Here is a 19291-nt window from a genome sequence, read left to right as displayed (position 1 = left end):
CCCCATCCGTTCCGATCCGGGAGGTTCACCGTGGCCAAGGCTGCACCTGAGGAACAACTGCGCCTGCTCGACCTGCAGGCACTCGACTCGACCCTCAATCTGCTCCTGCGGCAGGCTGCGTCGGCGCGCAGCAATCCGGCCCTCGGCAGCGTTGCGGGACGTGTCGCGGAGGTCGACGGCGAACTCGTCCGGGCCGAGACCGAGCTCGGCGACCTGGAACGCGAACTGACGCGGGCGGAGGACGAGGTCCAGTCGGTCGTGACTCGCCTGGAGCGCGACGAGAAGCGGCTGGGCAGCGGTACCGGGAGCTCGAAGGATCTCACCGCCCTGCAGCACGAGGTGGTCTCGCTGACCAGGCGGCGGTCCGATCTCGAGGACGTGGAGCTCGACGTCATGGAGCGGGTCGAGACGGCACGTTCGACCCGTGCCGAGGTCCAGGAGCGCACAGATGCCGTGCGGGCCGAGCTCCGCGGCCTGGAGGAGGCCCGCGACGCGGAGCTCGCCGACATCGAGGCACGCCGGACCCGGGTACAGGCGCAGCGCGACGAGCTCGCCTCCACGTTCGACGCCGGACTCCTCGGCCTGTACGAGCGGATCCTCGCCCGGCGCGGCGTCGGCGCCGCCCGGCTCTTCCACGGGAAGTCGGAGGGCTCCGGCATGGAACTGAGCCCCGGGGACCTCCGGGACATCTCGGGCGCCGCGCCCGACGACGTCGTCCTGTGCCCGGACTCCGGGTGCATCCTGGTCCGCTCCGCCGACTGGGGGAACCAGCAGCCGTGACCGACCAGCAGCTGTTCGACCCGGCCGACCTGCACGACGCCGGTGGGACTGCCCGGTCCGTGCGGCGCCTCCTCGTGGAGGCCGACGGAGGCTCCCGCGGCAATCCCGGGCATGCGGGGTACGGCGCCCTGGTCCGCGACCCGGAGTCGGGCCGGATCCTGCTGGAGAAGGCGGCCTACATCGGCAGGGCCTCCAACAATGTGGCGGAGTACTCGGGACTCGTCGCCGGGCTGGAACTGGCCCGCTCCATCGATCCGCGCGCCACGGTGCACGTGAAGATGGACTCGAAACTCGTCGTCGAGCAGATGTCGGGCCGGTGGAAGATCAAGCACGCGGACATGCGCGTGCTCGCCGATCGGGCGCGCACGGTCCTCGATCCCCGCCAGGTGAGCTACGAGTGGATCCCGCGCGAGCGCAACAAGGACGCGGACCGGCTGTCCAACGAGGCGATGGATGCCGGGATGGCCGGCGTCGACTGGACGCCGAGGACCACGCCGGCGTCCGGGTCCGACGGCGCCCGGGACGGCGGACCGGGCACGCGGGCTGCCGCACCTGCCACCGCCTCCGGGCAGACCGGGACGGAGCGGGTGACCGGGCCGCCGCGGCCCGCGGGTGCGCTCCACCATGTGGAGATCTGGACCGCGGACCCGACCGCGACGACAGCGAGCCTCGGGTGGCTGCTCGAACGCCTCGGCTTCCCCCTGCGGCGCTCCTGGACGGGCGGGGCGAGCTACGGCACCGATGCGTTCTACTTCGTCCTCGAGAGCGGCCCCGACCTCGCCGGTGGAGGCCACGAACGCCGTCGCCCGGGGGTGAACCACCTCGCGTTCCGCGCGGGTTCACGCGATGACGTCGATCTCCTGGCGCGCCGCGCGGCCAGCCACGGCTGGTCCCTCCTCTTCGCGGACCGGCATCCCTTCGCGGGCGGTGCGGAGCACTACGCCGCATACCTGGAGAACGCGGAGGGCTTCGAGGTGGAACTGGTCGCGGACTGACCAGCGTCCTCCGGTTCCGCACGGACACCGCGGGACGTCGGTGGGGGGCAGGTCAGTCGAGCAGGAGGTTCAGCTGCGCCGGTTTCCGGGTGCCTGCCGGCACCAGCTCGGCGGTCCACTTCTCCCGCGCGGCCCGGAGCAGTGCTTCCGGATCGGCCGGAGGCGTTCCGCGCCTGGTCAGCAGATGGCGCGCGAGTTCACCGCGGGTGTGTTTGGCGAAATGCGAGACGACGGTGCGCCTGCCCTCCCGGAGCTGGAACACGTTGACCGCGGCGCTCTGCTGCGGCGGAGGGGCCCACGCCGCGGCGTAGGTACTGGAGCGGCAGTCGACGACGAGTCCCTGGCCGGCGAGGCGGGTGAGCGGGGCGGCGAGGTGCTGCTTCCAGTAGGTCGCCAGGCGCCCGGTGCCGGGAAGGTCGACGGCCATGGAGAGGCGGTACGCCGGGATCCGGTCACCGAGACCGATGACTCCCCACAACCCCGAGACGACGACGCACTGCTCGCGTGCCCTGCGCTTCTGCACGGGCGTCAGACCCGCGTAGCCGAGCGCCTCGTAGAGCACACCGGAGTAGATGCTGTGGGCGGCTGCCGCAGGCGCGCCGTCGAGCAGGAGATTCCGCTGCACGTCCCGGGCGAGCGAGGCCCCGACGCCGAGGATCGCGTGGGCGTCGGAGGCGGCGCTGGCCCGCTGCAGGCCGCCGAGGACGGCACGGCGCGCCGGGTTCAGGTCGGGGAACATCAGCTCCTCCCACTCGAGCGGTTGCCCGGTCCGGGCGGGGGACTTGCCTTCGGAGGGAGGAAGCAGGATCAGCACCGGTCAACCCTACCCAACGGGGCAGGTTCCGCGGGCTGCGTGGTCACGGTCGGTACGCCCCCTAGACTGGACGGTGGATGGGTCGACCAGGCGGCCGCGTTGGACGGGTGCGAGATGCACCGGATCCACCGAGGAACGTCCGGGCTCCGCAGGGCAGGGTGGTGGGTAACGCCCACTCGGGGTGACCCGCAGGCCAGTGCCACAGAGAAGAGACCGCCCGTCAGGGGGCCGAGGCGCCCTGACGGGTAAGGGTGAAACGGCGGTGTAAGAGACCACCAGCATGCCGGGTGACCGGCGTGGCTCGGTAAACCCCACCCGGAGCAAGGCCAGACAGTGCGCGATCGAGGGCTGCCCGCCCGAGCGCACGGGTAGGCCGCTGGAGGGCGTCGGCAACGGCGTCCGTAGATGGATGGCCGCCACTCGCACGACGGCAACGACGTGCGATGACAGAACCCGGCGTATCGGTCGGCCCATCCCACGTCTTCCGGGAAAGCCCCTCGGCGCGTCGCGCCGCCCTCGGGACCATGCGGATGCCTACGCTGTGAGGACCGTCGTGGGTCTCATACGCAAGCGCGACGGTAGGAACGGGCCGGTCTGCTGCTGGGGCCACTGGGGCTGGCCCGTTCGCCACGGGCCGCGCCGACCGCGGACACGGTCGATGATGCGTCGGGAGTACCGGGACCCCTCGATGTCGGCACGGGAGTTCGGCGTTCCGGATTATCTGCGGGAGGAATCCGATCGTCAAGACCCGCCGAGATTGTCCCGCAGTTCCCCCGCATCCGCTCCGGCATCCACTGCTCCTTCCGTTAGGTTGATTCGATGATTGCTGGGGGCACCGAAAAGAAGACGCTGTTCAGACGCAACAGCAATTTCCGGGCACTGCTGGTGTCCAGCACGTCCGGCGTACTGGGCAACGCGATCGCTGCGGTGGCGCTGCCCGTGATCGCAGCGGTGGAACTCGAGGCCAGCAACTTCGCGGTCGCCGCCCTGGCCGGCATGACGTTCCTGCCCTGGCTGCTGTTCGGTCTGCTGATCGGCGTCTGGGTGGACCGACTGCCCCGCAGGCCGGTGATGCTCGCGGCACTGACCGTGCGGGTGCTCGTCCTCGCCCTCCTGCCGCTGGGCTACTGGCTGGGCTTCCTTAGCACGCCCCTGCTCTTCGCCGCCGCGTTCACCGCCGGCGTCGCATCGGCCTTCTTCCAGCTGGCGGACGCAGCCCTGGTGCAGCAGGCGGTGACCCCGGACGAACTCATGGAGGGCAACGGCCTGATCACGGGCTCCGGCGCCGCGGCGGACGCTACCGGCCGGTCCGCGGCGGGCTGGCTCACGAGTCTGGCAGGTGCGTCCAACACGCTGATCCTCCAGCTGGCGACGTCGGTCGTCTCCCTCGCAGCCGTAGGGCGTCTGGACGTGCAGGAGGTGGTGCGGCCACGCAGTGACCAGCGCATCTGGCGCGAGATGCTCGACGGTCTCCGCTACACCTTCAGCACGGCGCCCCTCCGCGCGCTCCTGTTCAACGCCGCACTCTGGAACCTCGGAGGCAACATCGCGGCCTCCCTGCTGGTCCTCCTGGTACTGCGCACGCTCCAGGAGACGGAGATCTGGCTCGGGATGCTCCTGGCGGCAGCGTCCGTCGGGGGCGCCGTCGGTGGCATCACCGCCCAGGCGATGGGCGAGAGATTCGGCTCCGGCCCGCTGTGGCGCTGGTCCATGGTGCCGGGGGTCTTCGGGTACGCATCGCTGCTGGTCCTGACGCCGGGCTGGGGGATGCTCTGGGGCGTGGCGGGCCTGTTCGTCATGGGGGCGTCCGTGGCCTGGAACATCGTGGTGGGCACGAGTTTCCGCCAGCGTGTCTGCCCGCCGGACATGATGGGCCGGCTGGGAGCCGCGTCGAGGATGGTGAGTTGGGGGATGCTCGCGCTGGCGAGCTTCCTCGCGGGCATCCTGGCCGAGACGATCGGCGTGCGCGAGGCCGTCCTGGTCGGCGTCGTCATCGCCTGCCTGGCCCCCCTCGTGGCCCTCCTGGGACCCCTGCGCGGTACCAGGAGACTCGAGGACCTCGTGGAGGCCCCGGAGGGCGCCGGTCTCGACAGCCCCGCGAGGACCTGAGCCGCATAGCTCCCGCTAGTGGCCGAACGGGTCCGGGTCCACGCCGGGCATCCAGGTGAGGCCCGGGACTCCCCACGCGTTGTTCCTGATGCTCCTGCGGGCCTTGCGCAGGTACCGGTCGTTGAGGCGGTCCACGAAGAGCTTGCCGTCCAGATGGTCGTACTCGTGCTGCATGCAGCGCGCGAACCAGCCGGTGGCCTCGAAGTCGACCGGTGCGCCGTCGCCGTCGAACCCCGTGACCCGGGCCCACCCGGCGCGGGCGAGGGGGAACGATTCGCCCGGCACCGACAGGCAGCCCTCCGCGTCGTCCTCGGGATCGGGCTCGGAGCCGGGCACCTTCGTGGTCACGATGGTCGGGTTCACGAGGACGCCGCGCGGCGGGACGCCGTCGTCGTTCTCCATCCCGTACACGAAGAGCCGCAGACCCACCCCGATCTGGGGCGCGGCGAGACCGACGCCGTTGGCCTCGTCCATCGTCTCGAACATGTCCGCGATGAGGGTGCGCAGTGCCGCATCGAAGGTCTCGACGGGCTGGGCGCGCCGGTGCAGCACGGGCTCGCCGGTGATGGTGATGGGGTGGACTGTCATGTGCTCTACCTCTGCTGCGCGGAGCGGTCGGCGATCGACCGCCCGATGGACTCGCGCATGATCTCGCTCGTGCCGCCGAAGATGGTCAGCAGGCGCGCGGCGAGGAACGCCTGGGAGACCGGGTACTCCAGGATGTAGCCGTAGCCGCCGTGCAACTGGAGACAGCGGTCCGTGACGGACTTCGCGCGCTCGCTCGCCCACAACTTGGCCTGCGCGGCGGCCTCCGGGGTGAGGGAGCCCGCGTTGAACGCGAGCACCGCCCGGTCCACGAAGGACTCCGTGACCTCGATCTCCGTGAGGATGTCCGCGAGGACGTGCCGGGTGTTCTGGAAGTCCAGCACCCGCTCACCGAAGGCGTTGCGGTCGGTGACGTAGCGGACGGTCTGCGCGTACGTGGCCCGCGCGAGCGCGGCGGCGGCGACGGCGATGCCGAGCCTGCCCTGGGGGATCTGCTCGAGGCAGTACCGCAGGCCCTGGCCCACCTCGCCCACCAGGTCCGCACCGGGAACGCGGACGTTGTCGAAGAACAGTTCGGCGGTGTCGGAGGCGCGCAGGCCCATTTTGTCCAGCTGTCGGCCGGGAGTGTAGCCCTCACCCTTGGTGACCATGAAGAGGGAGAAGGCGTCGCTGGACCCGCGGCCGGAACTGCCGTCGGTGCGTGCGAGCACGAGGGAGGCGTCGCCGCTGATCCCGTTGCCGATGAAGACCTTCTGACCCGTGATCAGCCAGTCGTCGCCGTCGCGCACGGCTTTGGTGCGGATGCCGCGCAGATCGCTGCCGGCCCCGGGTTCGGTCCAGGCGCAGGAGGTCACGATGTCCCCGGAGACCATCCCCGGGAGCCAGCGTTCCTTGAGGTCCTGCGAGCCGTGGGCCAGCAGGTGCGGCAGGACGAGGTCGTCGTGCAGGTGGAAGGCGAGACCCACGGCGAGGTGGTTGCTCCGGGCGAACTCCTCGTCGAGGACCGTGCGGAAGCGGTAGTCCGGCATCCCCGCCCCACCGAACTCCTCGGGGACGGCGAGACCGAGCAGACCCTGCTCCCCGGCGGCGGTCCACACGGACCGGTCCATCATGTGGCGGCGGTCCCAGTCCGCGTAGTGCGGGGCGACGGCGCGCTCGTTGAACTCCCGGGCGACGTCGCGGAAGAGTTCGTGATCCTCGTCGAACACCGTGCGTTCCATGGCAATGGTCCTTCGCTGCTGTGGGCGGGCGACGTACCGGGCGTCGCCGTCGTGGGGACTGGGACTGCTGGGGCCGGAAAGACGTATGCCGTCCCGGACGGATCCGGGACGGCATACGGTGCCAGGGTCTTCCTGACCTCCGAGGGTGAGTAACGGGGCTTGAACCCGCGACCTCCTGGACCACAACCAGGCGCTCTGCCAACTGAGCTATACCCACCATGCGACGACGCCGGTGTCCGGGTGGAGAGGTCTCCGGCCGGGCTGCCGGCGACAGGCAGCGGACACAAGTTTACACACTCCGGCGCGTGCTCAGGACCTCCACGATCCAGCCTCAGGTGGCGAGGGACTCCGCGATGGCCTTGCTCGTGGCCGAGTCCGGCCCAGGTGCGGGAACGAAGACGGCGGACCGGTAGTAGCGCAGCTCCCGGATCGAATCCTCGATGTCCCCGAGCGCGCGGTGCCCGCCGGTCTTGGCGGGGGACTGGAAGTAGGCGCGGACGTACCAGCGGCGCGCGAGTTCCTTGATGGTGGACACGTCGATCACCCGGTAGTGGAGGTGGTCGATCACGAGTGGCATGTCGCGGGCGAGGAAATTCCGGTCCGTCCCGATCGAGTTCCCGGCGAGCTGCGCCTTGCGGGGCTCGGGGACGAGGGCCCGGACGTGGTCGAGCACCCGGTCCTGCGCCTCCGCCATGGTCATGCCGCCGTCGAGTTCCTGGAGCAGGCCCGAGGACGTGTGCATCTCACGCACGAAGTCGCCCATCTGCGCGAGCGCCTCCGCGGGCGGCCTGATGACGACGTCGAGCCCCTCTCCCACGACGTTCAGTTCCGCGTCGGTCACCACGACGGCGACCTCGATGAGCGCATCGTGGACGAGGTCCAACCCCGTCATCTCGCAGTCGATCCAGACGATGCGTTCATTCGATATCGGCATTCGACCAATGTACCGCCCGGTGCCGCGGCGACGACCACGATCCGTCCCCGGGCGCGGGCACCGGGCCGGGGCCGGACTCCGGTGCTAATATTCCATCAGTTCACTCAGGCTGCGCGGACATCCGGGTGCGCGATGCTGTCTTCGACACCGCCACCCACCGGCGGTCGGAGGCTCTCCATGGCGGCCGTCACCGCCGGACATGGACGCCCAGTGCCGCCTCGAGCCTGCCGACGATTGGATCCTCCCTATGCCCGCCCATGTCCCGCGCGTCGACGTCGAGGCCCCGGTGGGGCGGAATCGGCCGAACATCGCCATCGTGCAGGGATTCGTCGGCTCGCTGATGATGTGGATGGGCTCCCTCGGCGTCGGCTGGCTGTCGATGGCCTCCGCCGGGCTCAGGCGCAACCCGATCATCATCTGGCTCCGCTTCGAACCCCCCGGGGCGCTCCTGTCGGTCCTGCTCCTGGCCCTGGGCGGCATGCTCCTCATCAGGTCCTGGCTGCGGCTGGGGCAGCGGCTAAACGGCTGGTCGGAGGACACACGCCCCTACGTGCTGCGTGCCATCATCGCCTGGACCATTCCCCTCGCGGCGGCGCTCCCGCTGTTCAGCCGGGATGTGTTCGCCTACATCGTGCAGGGGCAGGTCATGGTGGCGGGCCTGAACCCGTACGTGGACGGCTATTCGCAGATCTCCAACTACCTGCAGATCGGCGCCGACGATCTCTGGGCGCAGAGCCCCACCCCGTACGGTCCGGTGTTCCTGTGGATCGAGGAGGGGATCGTCCGCGTGACCGGCGGCGACCCGGACACCTCGATCATCCTGTTCCGGGTCGTCGCGCTCATCGGCGTCGCACTGTGCGTCTGGATGGTGCCGAAGCTCGCCGAACTCCATGGGGTCGATCCCACGCGTGCCCTGTGGCTGACGGCCGCGAACCCGCTGCTGCTGATCAACTTCGTCGCCGCCATCCACAACGACTCGCTGATGATCGGCCTGGCGCTCGCAGGACTGTACCTCGCGGCGACCGGACGTCCCGTGCTCGGGATCCTCCTGATCACGCTGTCCGTGGGCATCAAACCGATCACCCTCATCTTCCTGCCGTTCGTCGGCCTGCTGTGGGCAGGGAAGGGTGCGTCGTGGCCGCGGCGTTTCCTCCACTGGTTCCTGACCGCGGGACTGAGCCTGGGACTCCTGTGGATCATGGGGCTGATCAACACGTTCGGATTCGGCTGGGTGGGCGCGCTCAGCACTCCGGGCAGTGTGTGGATCTGGTACGCGCCCGTCGGCTTCATCGGTCTGGTGATCGCGACGCTGGGCAACGCGGTGGGACTTCCCGGGTGGGACATGGCCGGTGTCTTCCACACCATCGCCCGGGTGGGGTCGCTGGTCATCATCGCGTACGAGGTGCTGCGCGGTGAGCACAGCCATCTGGTACGCCGCCTGGCGATCGCGTTCGCGGCGATCGTGCTGCTGGCACCCATGATCCAGTCCTGGTACGTGGTCTGGCTCATACCGCTGTTCGCCGTCACCGGGATCCGCGACGACTGGCAGGTGAAGTCCCTGTACTTCACGGTGGCGTTCTTCATGGTCTACGCGATCACCGACCAGCTCGACATCTTCCCCTACTTCGAGTTCAGCCTGATGATGGCACGCCAGGTGGCCGCCGTCGTCGCCCTCGCGTTCGCGCTCTATCTCGTCTTCCTCGACCGCAGCACCAAGGTCCTGTTCCGCAGGCGCTACACGCCGCTGGCCCCCGGACAGCTGCACTGAGAGCCCCTCGCACCCGCTCCATGCGGTCCCGCGTGGGCCCCCGCGCCGTGCGGGATGCGCGCGAACCGGCGATACTGGGGACATGACCGAATCAGGAACGATCACGTATCACGGTGAATTCGAGATCACGGAGTGGGACGCGGAGGCCTACTCGGAGGCCGGGAGCAACGGCGAGCTGTCACGGGTCAGGGCCACCAAGGTCTTCGAGGGCGAGATCAGCGGGACCAGCACGGCCCAGCTGCTCATGGCGGGCAATGCGGTGGGGGCGGGCTATGTGGCGTCCGAGCAGTTCGTCGGCACCGTGGGAGAGCGCGAGGGGTCCATGACGGTGCAGCACTGGGGTGTGGCCGAGGGCGTCGACGCGGCGAGTTCGGGACACATCATCCCCGGCTCGGGCACCGAGGGGCTCAGCGGCATCGCGGGCCGGGCCATCTACACCCAGGACCCGGACGGCCAGCACCGCCTCGAACTCCGCGTGACCTTCGCCGAGACCGCCACCGACTCCTACGCGTAGGGCTTCCGCCGGCCGCCCGACGCCTCCCACAGAGCGCCCATAGTAAACTGGGCGGACTGCCTCCGTAGCTCAGGGGATAGAGCAGGGGCCTTCTAATCCTCTGGTCGCAGGTTCGAATCCTGCCGGGGGCACAGCAGGAAGGTCCCCTGGACCGCGGCTCCGCGGTCCAGGGGACCTTTCGCATTCCCGGTTGTCCACATAGGACGGAGCCCGCATCCGGACCGGACCGGACCGACCGACGCTTGGTACGGGCCGGCAAGCGCCGTGCCCCTCGCCGAGGGAAGGGAAGATCATGACCGACATCATCACCGTACGGGGCTACGTGGCGACCGAGGTGCGCCTGACCCTCGCGCACAGCGGACTGCCGATCTGCGGTTTCCGCATGTGCTCCACCGAGCGACGCTTCGACAAGGAGGCCAACGGGTGGGTGGACGGGACCACCAACTGGTACTCGGTGTCCATGTTCCGGCAGCTCGCCACGAACGCGGGCGCCAGCATCAAGAAGGGCGACCGCGTGATCGTCACCGGCCGGCTCCGGATCCGGCCATGGAGCAACCCCGACGGCCGCACCGGGACCTCCGTGGAGATCGACGCCGACACCGCGGGCCACGACCTCATGTGGGGGACCGCGAACTTCAGGAGGAACTCGTCCGAGCGGTCCGAGGCGCAGGTCGGTCCTGCCGATGCTTCCGCGACCGGCAGCCCGGAGCACACCGCCGTGCCGGACGGCCTCGATCCGGCGACCGGTGAACTCTTCGCAGGCGCCTTCGACCCGCACGGCGCCGCCGAGGACGGTCCCGACCACGACCGTTCGGACCACGACCGTTCGGACCAGGACGGTTCGGACCAGGACGGTTCGGAGCACGACGGTCACGACCACGAGGGCACGAGTGGTCCTGAGGGCGACGCAGGGCAGGGAAGGGACCAGGACCGCTCAGGGATGGCGCAGTCGGAGTCCGTCCCCTTCTGACCCCTCGGCGGGCCCGGGGCCGGCCGGCGGTGAATGGGAGAACAGGGCCCTCAGCCACTAGCCTTGGGTGCATGGCGGAATTCATCTACACAATGACCAAGGCCCGCAAGGCCGTTGGCGACAAAGTCATCCTCGACGACGTCAGCATGTCGTTCTATCCCGGTGCGAAGATCGGCGTCGTCGGCCCGAACGGCGCCGGTAAGTCCACCATCCTGAAGATCATGGCGGGCATCGACACCCCGTCCAACGGAGAAGCCCGGCTGAGCCCCGGCTACACGGTGGGGATCCTGCTGCAGGAACCCCCGCTCAACGAGGACAAGACCGTCCTCGGCAACGTGCAGGAGGGCGTCGGCGAGATCTACGGCAAGATCCAGCGGTTCAACGAGATCTCCGAGGAGATGGCCAACCCCGACGCGGACTACGACACGCTGCTCGACGAGATGGGCAAGCTCCAGGAAGCCATCGACGCCGCCGACGCCTGGGACATCGACTCCCAGCTCGAACAGGCCATGGACGCGCTCCGCTGCCCGCCGCCCGACGCCGATGTGAGTATCCTCTCCGGTGGAGAGCGGCGCCGCGTGGCGCTGTGCAAGCTGCTGCTGCAGAAGCCCGATCTGCTCCTCCTCGACGAGCCCACCAACCACCTCGACGCCGAGAGCGTGCTGTGGCTGGAGCAGCATCTGAAGTCCTACGCGGGCGCCGTCCTCGCCGTCACCCACGACCGGTACTTCCTCGACCACGTGGCCGAGTGGATCGCTGAGGTGGACCGCGGCCACCTGTACCCCTACGAGGGCAACTACTCCACTTACCTGGAGAAAAAGCGCGCACGCCTCGAGGTCCAGGGCAAGAAGGACCAGAAGCTGTCGCGCCGCCTCACCGAGGAACTCGAGTGGGTGCGCTCCAACGCCAAGGGACGCCAGACCAAATCGAAGGCGCGCCTGAACCGCTACGAGGAGATGGCGGCGGAAGCCGATCGCACCCGCAAGCTCGACTTCGAGGAGATCCAGATCCCGCCGGGACCCCGTCTCGGGAGCCAGGTCATCGAGGCGCGCAACCTGCAGAAGGGCTATGACGATCGCGTCCTCATCGACGGGCTGTCCTTCTCCCTCCCGCGCAACGGCATCGTGGGGGTCATCGGACCGAACGGCGTGGGCAAGACCACGCTGTTCAAGACCATCGTGGGGCTCGAACCCCTCGACGGCGGGGAGCTGCGCATCGGCGATTCCGTGAAGATCTCCTATGTGGACCAGTCCCGTGGCGGCATCGATCCCGACAAGTCGCTGTGGGAGGTCGTGTCCGAAGGTCACGACTACATCCAAGTGGGCCAGGTCGAGATGCCCTCCAGGGCCTACGTGTCGGCCTTCGGCTTCAAGGGACCGGACCAGCAGAAGAAGGCGGGCGTGCTCTCCGGTGGTGAGCGCAACCGGCTGAATCTGGCCATGACCCTCAAGCAGGGCGGAAATCTGCTGCTGCTCGACGAACCGACCAACGACCTCGACGTGGAGACGCTGTCGAGCCTCGAGAACGCACTGCTCGAGTTCCCCGGCTGCGCCGTGGTCGTCTCGCACGACCGCTGGTTCCTGGACCGTGTGGCGACGCACATCCTGTCCTGGGAGGGCACCGACGAGGACCCGGCGAACTGGTACTGGTTCGAGGGGAACTTCGACGCCTACGAGCAGAACAAGGTGGAGCGGCTCGGCGCCGATGCGGCCAAGCCGCATCGTGTGACGCACCGCCGACTCACCCGCGACTAGGGCGCGGGCGGATCACCGCGCGGCACGGCGACAGACAGCAGAGGACACGGCCTTCGAGCCGTGTCCTCTGCCGTCGGCCGGGCTCGCCAAGGCGGCCGGGCTCCTCGGGCCGGGCATCCCCGTGGACGGGACCTCAGGACCGCGGAACCCTGACCATGCCCTCCTGCGCCACGGTGGCCACGAGCTCCCCGTCCCGGGTGTAGATACGGCCCGCGGCCAGGCCTCGCGCCCCGGAGGCACTCGGCGAGCTCTGGACGTAGAGGAGCCACTGGTCCACGCGGACCGGACGGTGCCACCACATGGCGTGGTCGAGGCTCGCCACGCTCATGCCGGGGTGGATCCAGCTCAACCCGTGCGGGCGCAGGATCGATTCCAGCAGCGTGTAGTCGCTCGCGTAGGCCAGGGCTGCGCGGTGCAGGCGGGGATCCTCCGGCATGGGTCCCATGCTGCGCATCCACACCGCGTTCCGCGGCTCGCGGGACCCGGTGTTCGAGGTGTAGAGCGGGCTGTCGACGTGCCGGATGTCGAACGGACGCTCGAAGGCCCAGGCCCGAGCCACCGGGTGGTCGAAGGCGCCGAGAAGCTCCGCCGTCGTCGGCAGGCTCTCGGGGTCCGGCATGCCCTGCGGCATCTCGTCCTGATGGGTGATGCCGTCGTCCGGCTCCTGGAAGGAGGCGATCATCGACAGGATCGGCACCCCGTTCTGGTAGGCGTGCGTGCGCCGTGCCGAGAAGGAGCGTCCGTCGCGGAGCCGCTGCACCCCGAAGGTGATCGGTTTCTCCGCATCGCCCGCGCGCAGGAAGTACCCGTGCATGGAGTGCACGTCACGGGAGGGCTCCACCGTGCGCATGGCGGCGACGAGGGACTGCGCGAGGACCTGACCGCCGAAGACGCGGCGGCCGGGCTGGCGGGAGGAGGCTCCGACGAAGATCTCCTCGTCGGTCTGTGCCCCGTCGGCGCCGGTGAGGTCGAGGAGGGCCAGGAGATCCGCGGTGGGGTCCTTCGAGGGCCTTCCGGCAGCGTCGTGGTCTGCTGCCGGCGCGTGGTCTGCCATGTGCGATGTCTCCTCGGGAACGGATGGACGGAACCGATGCTCCGTGGCCTCCACCGACACTAGACGGACCCCCGGCGACGCTCAACACGGACGGGTGCGACGACGGTCCGCGCCGGTGCATCCGGCGTGTGCTCCGGGCGGCGGGCCTGTTTGAGAGGATGGGACCATGTCTTTCGTGCGCACCATCCCCCTGCCCCTGCGTTTCGGCGACGAGGATTCCTACGGCCACGTCAACAACGTGCGCTACCTGCAGTTCCTCGAGGACGCCCGCGTGCTGCTGATGAGTGAGCCGCTCGAGGGCGGCTCGTTCATGGAACGCGTCGACGCGGACCACTACACCCTCGTGGCGCGGCAGGAGATCGAGTACCTCGCGCCGCTGAACTTCAGCGTGGTCCCGGCCGCCGTCGACGTGCGGGTGACCGGCATCGGGGCGTCCAGCTTCGAGATGGGCTACACGGTGCGGGACCGGGTGGCCCTGGAAGGCAGTGTCACGAGCGCGATCGCGAGTACCAGTCTGGTGCTGGTCAGCCGGACGTCGGGCCGGCCGGTGCGGCTCTCCGCGGATCAGCGTGCGGTCCTCGAGTCCTGGCTCGGACCCGCCGTCCCGTTCCGCCGGGCCCGCGCCAGGCAGGATGCGTGAGCGCCGGCGAGATCCGTTTCGCCGACGCGGAGACGGTCAGTGATCTCCGTACCCTGACCGCCCGCGCCCGCGCCGGCGACGATGCCGGTGGCATGCGGCTGGTCGCCGGCGGGGGGATCCTCGCCGCCTATGTCCGCGCTCTCGGCCCCACCATGCTCGGCGAGGCGGTGCCCACGGTTCTCGGCCTGCGGACGATGGCCCTCCAGGACGCTGCGCGCGTCGACGTCACGGTCTCGCTCGGCTCGGTCCTCGACAGGCTCGCGCGGATGCCGGAGGACGGGGTGGTCTTCCCCGTGCCCGCTGTCACCGTGACGGAGCCGTGGGCGGGGGTGCTGCCACCACGCTCCGGCTGGCTGCGCGAGGGCGCGGTCTCCTGCGACGCGCTGGAGGACGCGGCCAGGGCCGGCATCGCGGAGGTGGCAGGGTCGTTGCCCGACCGCGCCGGTGCCCCGCTGGTGAGCAGTGCGAGAACCGCCGTGTGGGGGCGGGAACTGGCAGACGTCCCGGGCCGGGTGCCTGCCGGGGCTGCGTTCGGGGGTTTCACCCTCGGCTTCCTGGAAGCAGGGACACAGGCGTCCGTCCACAGCAACGGCCGCTGGTCGAGGCTCAGTACCGTCCGCGGGCACGTCCTGGTCCGGTCCGCCGCCGTCTTCTGACGCCCACGTACGGAGCTGCAGTCGCCCGGGGCCGGGCACCCGGTGTCAGTCCGCGGCGTTCACCATCGAGTGCGCGGCGCGTTCGAGGTAGTCCCACAGTGTCGCCTCGTGCAGCGGAGCGAGGTGAAGGCCGTCGACGGCGGCACGCATGTGCCGCAGCCAGTGGTCCCTCGCCGTCGGGCCCACGCGGAACGGCATGTGCCGCATGCGCAGCCTCGGATGCCCGCGCTGCTCGCCGTAGGTCCTGGGACCACCCCAGTACTGCTCGAGGAAGAGCAGCAGGCGCTCCTTCGCGGGCCCCAGGTCCTCCTCCGGATACATGGGCCGGAGCACCTCGTCCTGGGCCACGCCGTCGTAGAAGGCATCGACGAGCGCCACGAAGACCTCGTGCCCGCCGACCGCGGCGTAGAAGTTGTCGGTGTACTGGGGCTGGACGAACTCCCGGCCGGCCGCCGTGAGGCGTTCGACGGGCAGCGCGGTCCTGTCCTCGGGAGGCCGGGCTCCTGCCGGGTCCTGGGTGGTCATGCGTGGTCCTCCGTGGGTGGGTCGGTGAGGTCGGGCGAGGGCGCCAGATAGGTACCCTGCGATCTGTTCCCCACCTTGGTGATGTCGCCGTTGCGCACGTACCAGACGGCGCCGTCGACATCCACGAGCCGCGTGATGCGCAGACCGAGCGACTCGACGACGCCGACGGTGTCACCGACCTCGATGGTGTCGCCGATGCCGTACTGGTCCTCGATGGTGATGAAGAAGCCGAGGAAGGCGTCGCGGATGACCTCCCGGGCGCCGAAGCCGATCGCGATGCCCACGATGCCCACGCTCGCCAGGATGGGCCCGATCGGGAAGCCCAGCGTGTCGAGGGCCATGAGGACGGCCACGATCGCGATGGTCCCGGCGGCGACGCTCGAGAGCAGTCCGCCGATGGTCTGCGCCCGCTGTACGCGCCGGGCGCTGTCGAACGGGCGGAGGGCCGACTGCGCCCAGGCGAGGTGCGGTTTCCTGAACACGCTGTGCCCGTTACGGACACGCCTGACCGAGCGCGCTATCAGCGCCCGGACGAGCAGCCACAGCAGCACGGCGCCGACCAGGATGACCAGCGCGCCGATGATCCGTCCGCCGTAGCCGAGCGAGGGGAGGAAGATCATGCTGTCACTTTCGGCCGGGTACTCGGGTGTCTCCGCGCACCGTCGACCGGGCCGGAGGTGCGGGGGTGTCCTCCAAGGCTACAGCGGGGACGCAGCCCGACCGCGTCAGCGGGGCCCGGTCGCGGTCGGCTCGTGGTCCACGGGGAAGTTCACGGACCGCGCGATGAAGCACAGGGCGTTGGCCTCCGCGTGCAGGGAGTCCGCCAGGGGGGCCTGGGCTGGATCCGCGAGCTCCACCTGCGGGCGGAGCACCACACCGGTGAACTCGCCGCTGCCGTCCCTGTTGAGGCGCAGGGTGCCGGTGGCCGTGTCCCGGTAGCCGGTGACCACCAGACCCGCCGTCACGGCGACGTGCAGGTAGGACAGCATGTGGCACTGCGCGAGCGCGGCCAGCAGCAGCTGTTCGGGATTCCATCGATTCCGCGACCCGTGGAAGCTGGGATCGGCGGTGCCCCGCAGCAGTCCGGCGCCCTCCACCTCCACCTCGTGATCGCGGCTGTAGGCGCGGTACCCCGACGTCCCGGAGCCGCGATTCCCCGTCCACCGGAGCTGCGCCGCGTAGTGGTGTTCCGAGAGTCTCATGCTGTGACCCTAGTACGGGCGGCGGGGGAGTGCGGGCCCCGGCGGGAGGACCGGGTCGGTCCTCCCCGACCCCCTCCTACCTGTCGGCGGCCTGCGCCCGCATCGCCCGCTCCACGCCGTCGCGGCTCTCCAGGACGAGGCGGCGCAGCGACGGGGAGTCGTCCCCGAGGTTCGCGAGGAAGGAGTCCGTGCGATCCAGTGTCGCCTGCGTGGTCAGCAGGGACGGATAGAGGCCGACGACGATCTGCTGGGCGATCTCGTAGGTCCGCGACGACCACACGTCGTCGATGGACGAGAAGTAGCGCTCCACGAACGGCTCGAGCAGGGAGCGGTCGTGCACCCGGGTGAAGCCGGAGATCATCGAGCGCTGGACGGCGTTCGGGAGCTCCGCCGCGTCGACGAGGGCGGTCCAGGCCGCCTCCTTCGCCGCGGCCGTGGGCACGGCGGCCCGGGCCTCGGCCGCCGCGAGCTGCCCGGTCGCCGTCGCGTCCCGCTCCAGCTCGGCGGCGATCTCGTTCTCGCCGGAGCGACCGCCCACGACGAGGCCGGTGAGCAGTTCCCAGCGCAGGTCCTGGTCCACCTCCAGCCCCGGGGGGACGTCCTGCCCGCTGAGCATCGCCTCGAGGGTCCCGAGCTGTTCGGAGGTGCGTGCATGGCCCGCGAAGGCCTTGGTCAGCTGGAGCTGCGCGTCGGAGCCCGCGGGTGCGGCGAGGGCCAGTTCCAGCAGCCGGTCCGCCGCCTCGTCACCGAGCCTGTCCCGGTCCTGTGGGGCGACGTAGAACGCCAGGGTCGAGGCGAGCTGGCGCAGCAGCACGAGCACCACCGAGGAGTCGGATTCCGCGCCGACGTTCTGCAGGACCAGCTCCAGGTACTCCCGCGCCGGTGACTCGCCGTCGCGGGTCGCGTCCCAGGCGGAGGCGAGGACGAGCGTGCGCGGGAGCGAGTCCCGGAAGTCCTTGACGTGCTGCACGGAGGTGCGCAGGCTGTCGGGGTCGAGCCGGATCTTCGCGTAGGCGAGGTCGTCGTCGTTGAGGAGCACCAGGGCCGGCCGCGGTCGGCCGACCAGCTGCGGCACCTCGGTGCGCTCCCCGTCGACGTCGAGCTCCACGCGGTGCACCCGGACCAGCGCGCCGTCGTCGTCGAGGTCGTAGAACCCGACGGCGAGGCGGTGCGGGCGCAGGGTCGGGAAGGCGTCGACGGCACTCTGCAGGATCGCGAACGAGGTGATGCTCCCGGCCTCGTCGGTCGCGAATTCGGGGCGCAGCGTATTGACGCCGGCCGTCTCGAGCCAGAGCGCCGACCACGCCCTGAGGTCCCGACCGCTGGCGGCCTCCAGCTCGACCAGCAGATCGACGAGCTCGGTGTTCTTCCCGGCGTGCTTCACGAAGTACTCGCGGACCCCGGCCATGAACTCCTCCTGGCCCACCCAGGCGACGAGCTGCTTCAGCACCGACGCGCCCTTGGCGTAGGTGATGCCGTCGAAATTGACCTGGACGTCGTCGAGGTCGTCGATCCGCGCCACGATGGGGTGGGTGGACGGGAGCTGGTCCTGCCGGTAGGCCCATCCCTTCTCGAGGATGGCGAAGGTGGTCCACGCCTGCCGGAACTCGGTCGCCTCGGCTGCGGCGAGGGTCGACATGTACTCGGCGAAGGACTCGTTCAGCCAGAGGTCGTTCCACCAGCGCATGGTGACCAGATCACCGAACCACATGTGGGCGAGCTCGTGGAGGATCGTGATGGCGCGGCGTTCCACGGTCGCGTCCGGGACCCGTGAGCGGAACACGTAGGTCTCCACGAAGGTGACCGCACCGGCGTTCTCCATGGCGCCGGCGTTGAACTCGGGGACGAACAGCTGGTCGTACTTCTCGAAGGGGTACGGCGTGCCGAACTGCTCCTCGTAGAACGCGAAGCCCTGGCGGGTGAGATCGAAGATGTTCTCCGCGTCCAGGTACTGCATGAGGGACTTGCGGGCGAAGACCCCGAGCGGGATGGTCCGGCCGGACGAGCTCGTCAGTTCGCTGCGGACGCTCTGGTACGGCCCGGCGATGAGCGCCGTGACGTAGGAGGAGAGGACCGGCGTCGGCTCGAAGGACCAGGTGGCGCTCGCGGCGCCGTCGGTCCCCTCCCCGGCCTGGACCGGTTCGGGTGTGGGGCTGTTGGAGATCACGTCCCAGGAGGCGGGCGCCGTCACCAGGAAGCGGAACGTGGCCTTGAGGTCGGGCTGTTCGAAGACGGCGAAGACCCGGCGGGAATCGGGTACCTCGAACTGCGTGTAGAGGTACACCTCTCCGTCCACCGGGTCGACGAACCGATGCAGGCCCTCGCCCGTGTTCATGTACGGCATGTCCGCGTCCACCACGAGGGTGTTGGTCGCAGCGAGCAGCGGTAGCTGGATCCTGACGCCGTCGCTGACCTCCCCGGGCTCGAGCGGTACGCCGTTCAGTTCCACCCGGTGCACCGTGTCCGTGACGGCGTCGATGAACGTGGAGGCGCCCTGCTCCGCGTCGAAGGTGACCACGGTGCGCGAACCGAACACGCGGTCGCCGCGCGTCAGGTCGAGCGAGATGTCGTAGGACTGGACAGTGAGGAGAGCGGCGCGCGTGCGAGCTTCGTCGCGCGTCAGGTTCAAACCGGGCAAGGAACGCCTCCAGGGTCGGCAGGGTGGGCCGCGCGTGTGATGGGGCTTACGCGGCGTCTCGTATTCTGCCATCGTGCACGCTGCGGTCGCACCTCGATCCCCGGACGCCTACGCTGGGAACGTCCGGCCGTACCGGCGGACCCACCGATCAGCCACCGCGGGCCATGCCGGC

Annotated in this window: 18 protein-coding genes, 2 tRNA genes and 1 other RNA gene; 11 read left to right on the top strand and 10 right to left on the bottom strand. The window is 69.9% G+C overall.

What is annotated here, in order from left to right; translation table 11 throughout:
• Positions 1 to 30 precede the first annotated feature (30 nt).
• Both Q0747_RS00565 and Q0747_RS00560 read left to right on the top strand, forming a co-directional pair.
• Complete coding sequence (locus tag Q0747_RS00565) at positions 31 to 780, top strand: zinc ribbon domain-containing protein (RefSeq protein ID WP_298251324.1); 750 nt, start codon at positions 31 to 33, stop codon at positions 778 to 780.
• Positions 781 to 809: 29 nt separating this feature from the next.
• Positions 810 to 1775 (top strand): reverse transcriptase-like protein, encoded by a 966-nt coding sequence (locus Q0747_RS00560; protein ID WP_298251738.1) that lies wholly within the window; start codon positions 810 to 812, stop codon positions 1773 to 1775.
• Positions 1776 to 1827: 52 nt separating this feature from the next.
• On the opposite strand, the gene Q0747_RS00555 is transcribed toward Q0747_RS00560, so the two are convergent.
• Positions 1828 to 2589, bottom strand: coding sequence for a YaaA family protein (locus tag Q0747_RS00555; protein WP_298251323.1), 762 nt, complete (start codon positions 2587 to 2589; stop codon positions 1828 to 1830).
• 78 nt (positions 2590 to 2667) lie between these two features.
• On the opposite strand from Q0747_RS00555, the gene rnpB reads away from it, so the two are divergent.
• Together rnpB and Q0747_RS00545 are read left to right on the top strand one after the other, a co-directional pair.
• Positions 2668 to 3066: RNase P RNA component class A (gene rnpB, locus Q0747_RS00550), an RNA gene on the top strand.
• Positions 3067 to 3408: 342 nt separating this feature from the next.
• Positions 3409 to 4698, top strand: coding sequence for an MFS transporter (locus Q0747_RS00545; protein WP_298251322.1), 1290 nt, complete (start codon positions 3409 to 3411; stop codon positions 4696 to 4698).
• A 15-nt stretch (positions 4699 to 4713) separates the two neighbouring features.
• On the opposite strand, the gene def is transcribed toward Q0747_RS00545, so the two are convergent.
• From def to orn, 4 genes are all read right to left on the bottom strand, one after another.
• Entirely contained in the window at positions 4714 to 5286 is a 573-nt protein-coding gene (gene def / locus Q0747_RS00540; RefSeq protein WP_298251321.1) for a peptide deformylase, read from the bottom strand.
• Positions 5287 to 5291: 5 nt separating this feature from the next.
• Positions 5292 to 6464, bottom strand: a complete 1173-nt coding sequence (locus Q0747_RS00535; RefSeq protein ID WP_298251320.1) for an acyl-CoA dehydrogenase family protein — start codon at positions 6462 to 6464, stop codon at positions 5292 to 5294.
• 144 nt (positions 6465 to 6608) lie between these two features.
• Positions 6609 to 6681 (bottom strand) — tRNA-His (locus tag Q0747_RS00530).
• Between the two features lie 114 nt (positions 6682 to 6795).
• Positions 6796 to 7398, bottom strand: coding sequence for an oligoribonuclease (orn, locus tag Q0747_RS00525; protein ID WP_298251319.1), 603 nt, complete (start codon positions 7396 to 7398; stop codon positions 6796 to 6798).
• 247 nt (positions 7399 to 7645) lie between these two features.
• Between orn and mptB the strand changes: the two genes are divergently transcribed.
• The 5 genes from mptB to ettA all read left to right on the top strand — a co-directional run bounded on the left by mptB (position 7646) and on the right by ettA (position 12404).
• Complete coding sequence (gene mptB / locus Q0747_RS00520) at positions 7646 to 9166, top strand: polyprenol phosphomannose-dependent alpha 1,6 mannosyltransferase MptB (protein WP_298251318.1); 1521 nt, start codon at positions 7646 to 7648, stop codon at positions 9164 to 9166.
• Between the two features lie 82 nt (positions 9167 to 9248).
• On the top strand, positions 9249 to 9680 hold the full coding sequence (locus Q0747_RS00515; RefSeq protein ID WP_298251317.1) for a DUF3224 domain-containing protein: 432 nt from the start codon (positions 9249 to 9251) through the stop codon (positions 9678 to 9680).
• Between the two features lie 58 nt (positions 9681 to 9738).
• Positions 9739 to 9811, top strand: a tRNA-Arg gene (locus Q0747_RS00510).
• Between the two features lie 161 nt (positions 9812 to 9972).
• The gene (locus Q0747_RS00505; protein ID WP_298251316.1) at positions 9973 to 10650 is read left to right on the top strand and encodes a single-stranded DNA-binding protein; all 678 of its coding nucleotides are present in this window, start codon (positions 9973 to 9975) and stop codon (positions 10648 to 10650) included.
• A 71-nt stretch (positions 10651 to 10721) separates the two neighbouring features.
• Positions 10722 to 12404, top strand: coding sequence for an energy-dependent translational throttle protein EttA (gene ettA, locus Q0747_RS00500; protein ID WP_298251315.1), 1683 nt, complete (start codon positions 10722 to 10724; stop codon positions 12402 to 12404).
• Between the two features lie 133 nt (positions 12405 to 12537).
• Here the strand turns inward: ettA and tesB are convergent, their stop codons facing one another.
• On the bottom strand, positions 12538 to 13458 hold the full coding sequence (tesB, locus tag Q0747_RS00495) for an acyl-CoA thioesterase II (protein ID WP_298251314.1): 921 nt from the start codon (positions 13456 to 13458) through the stop codon (positions 12538 to 12540).
• Positions 13459 to 13624: 166 nt separating this feature from the next.
• On the opposite strand from tesB, the gene Q0747_RS00490 reads away from it, so the two are divergent.
• Positions 13625 to 14098 carry a thioesterase family protein gene (locus Q0747_RS00490; RefSeq protein WP_298251313.1) on the top strand — a complete coding sequence of 158 codons (474 nt, stop codon included), beginning with the start codon at positions 13625 to 13627 and terminating at the stop codon, positions 14096 to 14098.
• Positions 14095 to 14754 carry a hypothetical protein gene (locus Q0747_RS00485; RefSeq protein WP_298251312.1) on the top strand — a complete coding sequence of 220 codons (660 nt, stop codon included), beginning with the start codon at positions 14095 to 14097 and terminating at the stop codon, positions 14752 to 14754. Before Q0747_RS00490 ends, Q0747_RS00485 begins: the two co-directional genes overlap by 4 nt.
• A gap of 45 nt (positions 14755 to 14799) precedes the next feature.
• Here Q0747_RS00485 and Q0747_RS00480 read toward each other — a convergent pair whose 3' ends face one another.
• The 4 genes from Q0747_RS00480 to pepN form a co-directional block, all read right to left on the bottom strand.
• Positions 14800 to 15279 carry a globin gene (locus tag Q0747_RS00480; protein ID WP_298251311.1) on the bottom strand — a complete coding sequence of 160 codons (480 nt, stop codon included), beginning with the start codon at positions 15277 to 15279 and terminating at the stop codon, positions 14800 to 14802.
• Positions 15276 to 15899 carry a mechanosensitive ion channel family protein gene (locus Q0747_RS00475; protein WP_298251310.1) on the bottom strand — a complete coding sequence of 208 codons (624 nt, stop codon included), beginning with the start codon at positions 15897 to 15899 and terminating at the stop codon, positions 15276 to 15278. The genes Q0747_RS00480 and Q0747_RS00475 overlap by 4 nt, the downstream gene beginning before the upstream one ends.
• Before the next feature lie 105 nt (positions 15900 to 16004).
• Positions 16005 to 16481, bottom strand: a complete 477-nt coding sequence (locus Q0747_RS00470; RefSeq protein WP_298251309.1) for an OsmC family protein — start codon at positions 16479 to 16481, stop codon at positions 16005 to 16007.
• 76 nt (positions 16482 to 16557) lie between these two features.
• Complete coding sequence (gene pepN / locus Q0747_RS00465) at positions 16558 to 19110, bottom strand: aminopeptidase N (RefSeq protein ID WP_298251737.1); 2553 nt, start codon at positions 19108 to 19110, stop codon at positions 16558 to 16560.
• Between the last annotated feature and the right edge of the window lie 181 nt (positions 19111 to 19291).

The sequence above is a fragment of the uncultured Arthrobacter sp. genome (assembly GCF_947493765.1).
Lineage (GTDB): Bacteria > Actinomycetota > Actinomycetes > Actinomycetales > Micrococcaceae > Arthrobacter_D.
Note: the sequence above shows the minus strand (reverse complement) of the source record. Positions and strands in the feature narration are given on the sequence as shown.

What these genes read in the sequence shown, in the direction of transcription:
- Q0747_RS00545 (WP_298251322.1), top strand. Translation starts at nt 3,409, where the DNA reads ATGATTGCTGGGGGCACCGAAAAGAAGACGCTGTTCAGACGCAACAGC.
- def (WP_298251321.1), bottom strand. Translation starts at nt 5,286, where the DNA reads ATGACAGTCCACCCCATCACCATCACCGGCGAGCCCGTGCTGCACCGG.
- Q0747_RS00535 (WP_298251320.1), bottom strand. Translation starts at nt 6,464, where the DNA reads ATGGAACGCACGGTGTTCGACGAGGATCACGAACTCTTCCGCGACGTC.
- orn (WP_298251319.1), bottom strand. Translation starts at nt 7,398, where the DNA reads ATGCCGATATCGAATGAACGCATCGTCTGGATCGACTGCGAGATGACG.
- mptB (WP_298251318.1), top strand. Translation starts at nt 7,646, where the DNA reads ATGCCCGCCCATGTCCCGCGCGTCGACGTCGAGGCCCCGGTGGGGCGG.
- Q0747_RS00515 (WP_298251317.1), top strand. Translation starts at nt 9,249, where the DNA reads ATGACCGAATCAGGAACGATCACGTATCACGGTGAATTCGAGATCACG.
- Q0747_RS00505 (WP_298251316.1), top strand. Translation starts at nt 9,973, where the DNA reads ATGACCGACATCATCACCGTACGGGGCTACGTGGCGACCGAGGTGCGC.
- ettA (WP_298251315.1), top strand. Translation starts at nt 10,722, where the DNA reads ATGGCGGAATTCATCTACACAATGACCAAGGCCCGCAAGGCCGTTGGC.
- tesB (WP_298251314.1), bottom strand. Translation starts at nt 13,458, where the DNA reads ATGGCAGACCACGCGCCGGCAGCAGACCACGACGCTGCCGGAAGGCCC.
- Q0747_RS00490 (WP_298251313.1), top strand. Translation starts at nt 13,625, where the DNA reads ATGTCTTTCGTGCGCACCATCCCCCTGCCCCTGCGTTTCGGCGACGAG.
- Q0747_RS00480 (WP_298251311.1), bottom strand. Translation starts at nt 15,279, where the DNA reads ATGACCACCCAGGACCCGGCAGGAGCCCGGCCTCCCGAGGACAGGACC.
- Q0747_RS00475 (WP_298251310.1), bottom strand. Translation starts at nt 15,899, where the DNA reads ATGATCTTCCTCCCCTCGCTCGGCTACGGCGGACGGATCATCGGCGCG.
- Q0747_RS00470 (WP_298251309.1), bottom strand. Translation starts at nt 16,481, where the DNA reads ATGAGACTCTCGGAACACCACTACGCGGCGCAGCTCCGGTGGACGGGG.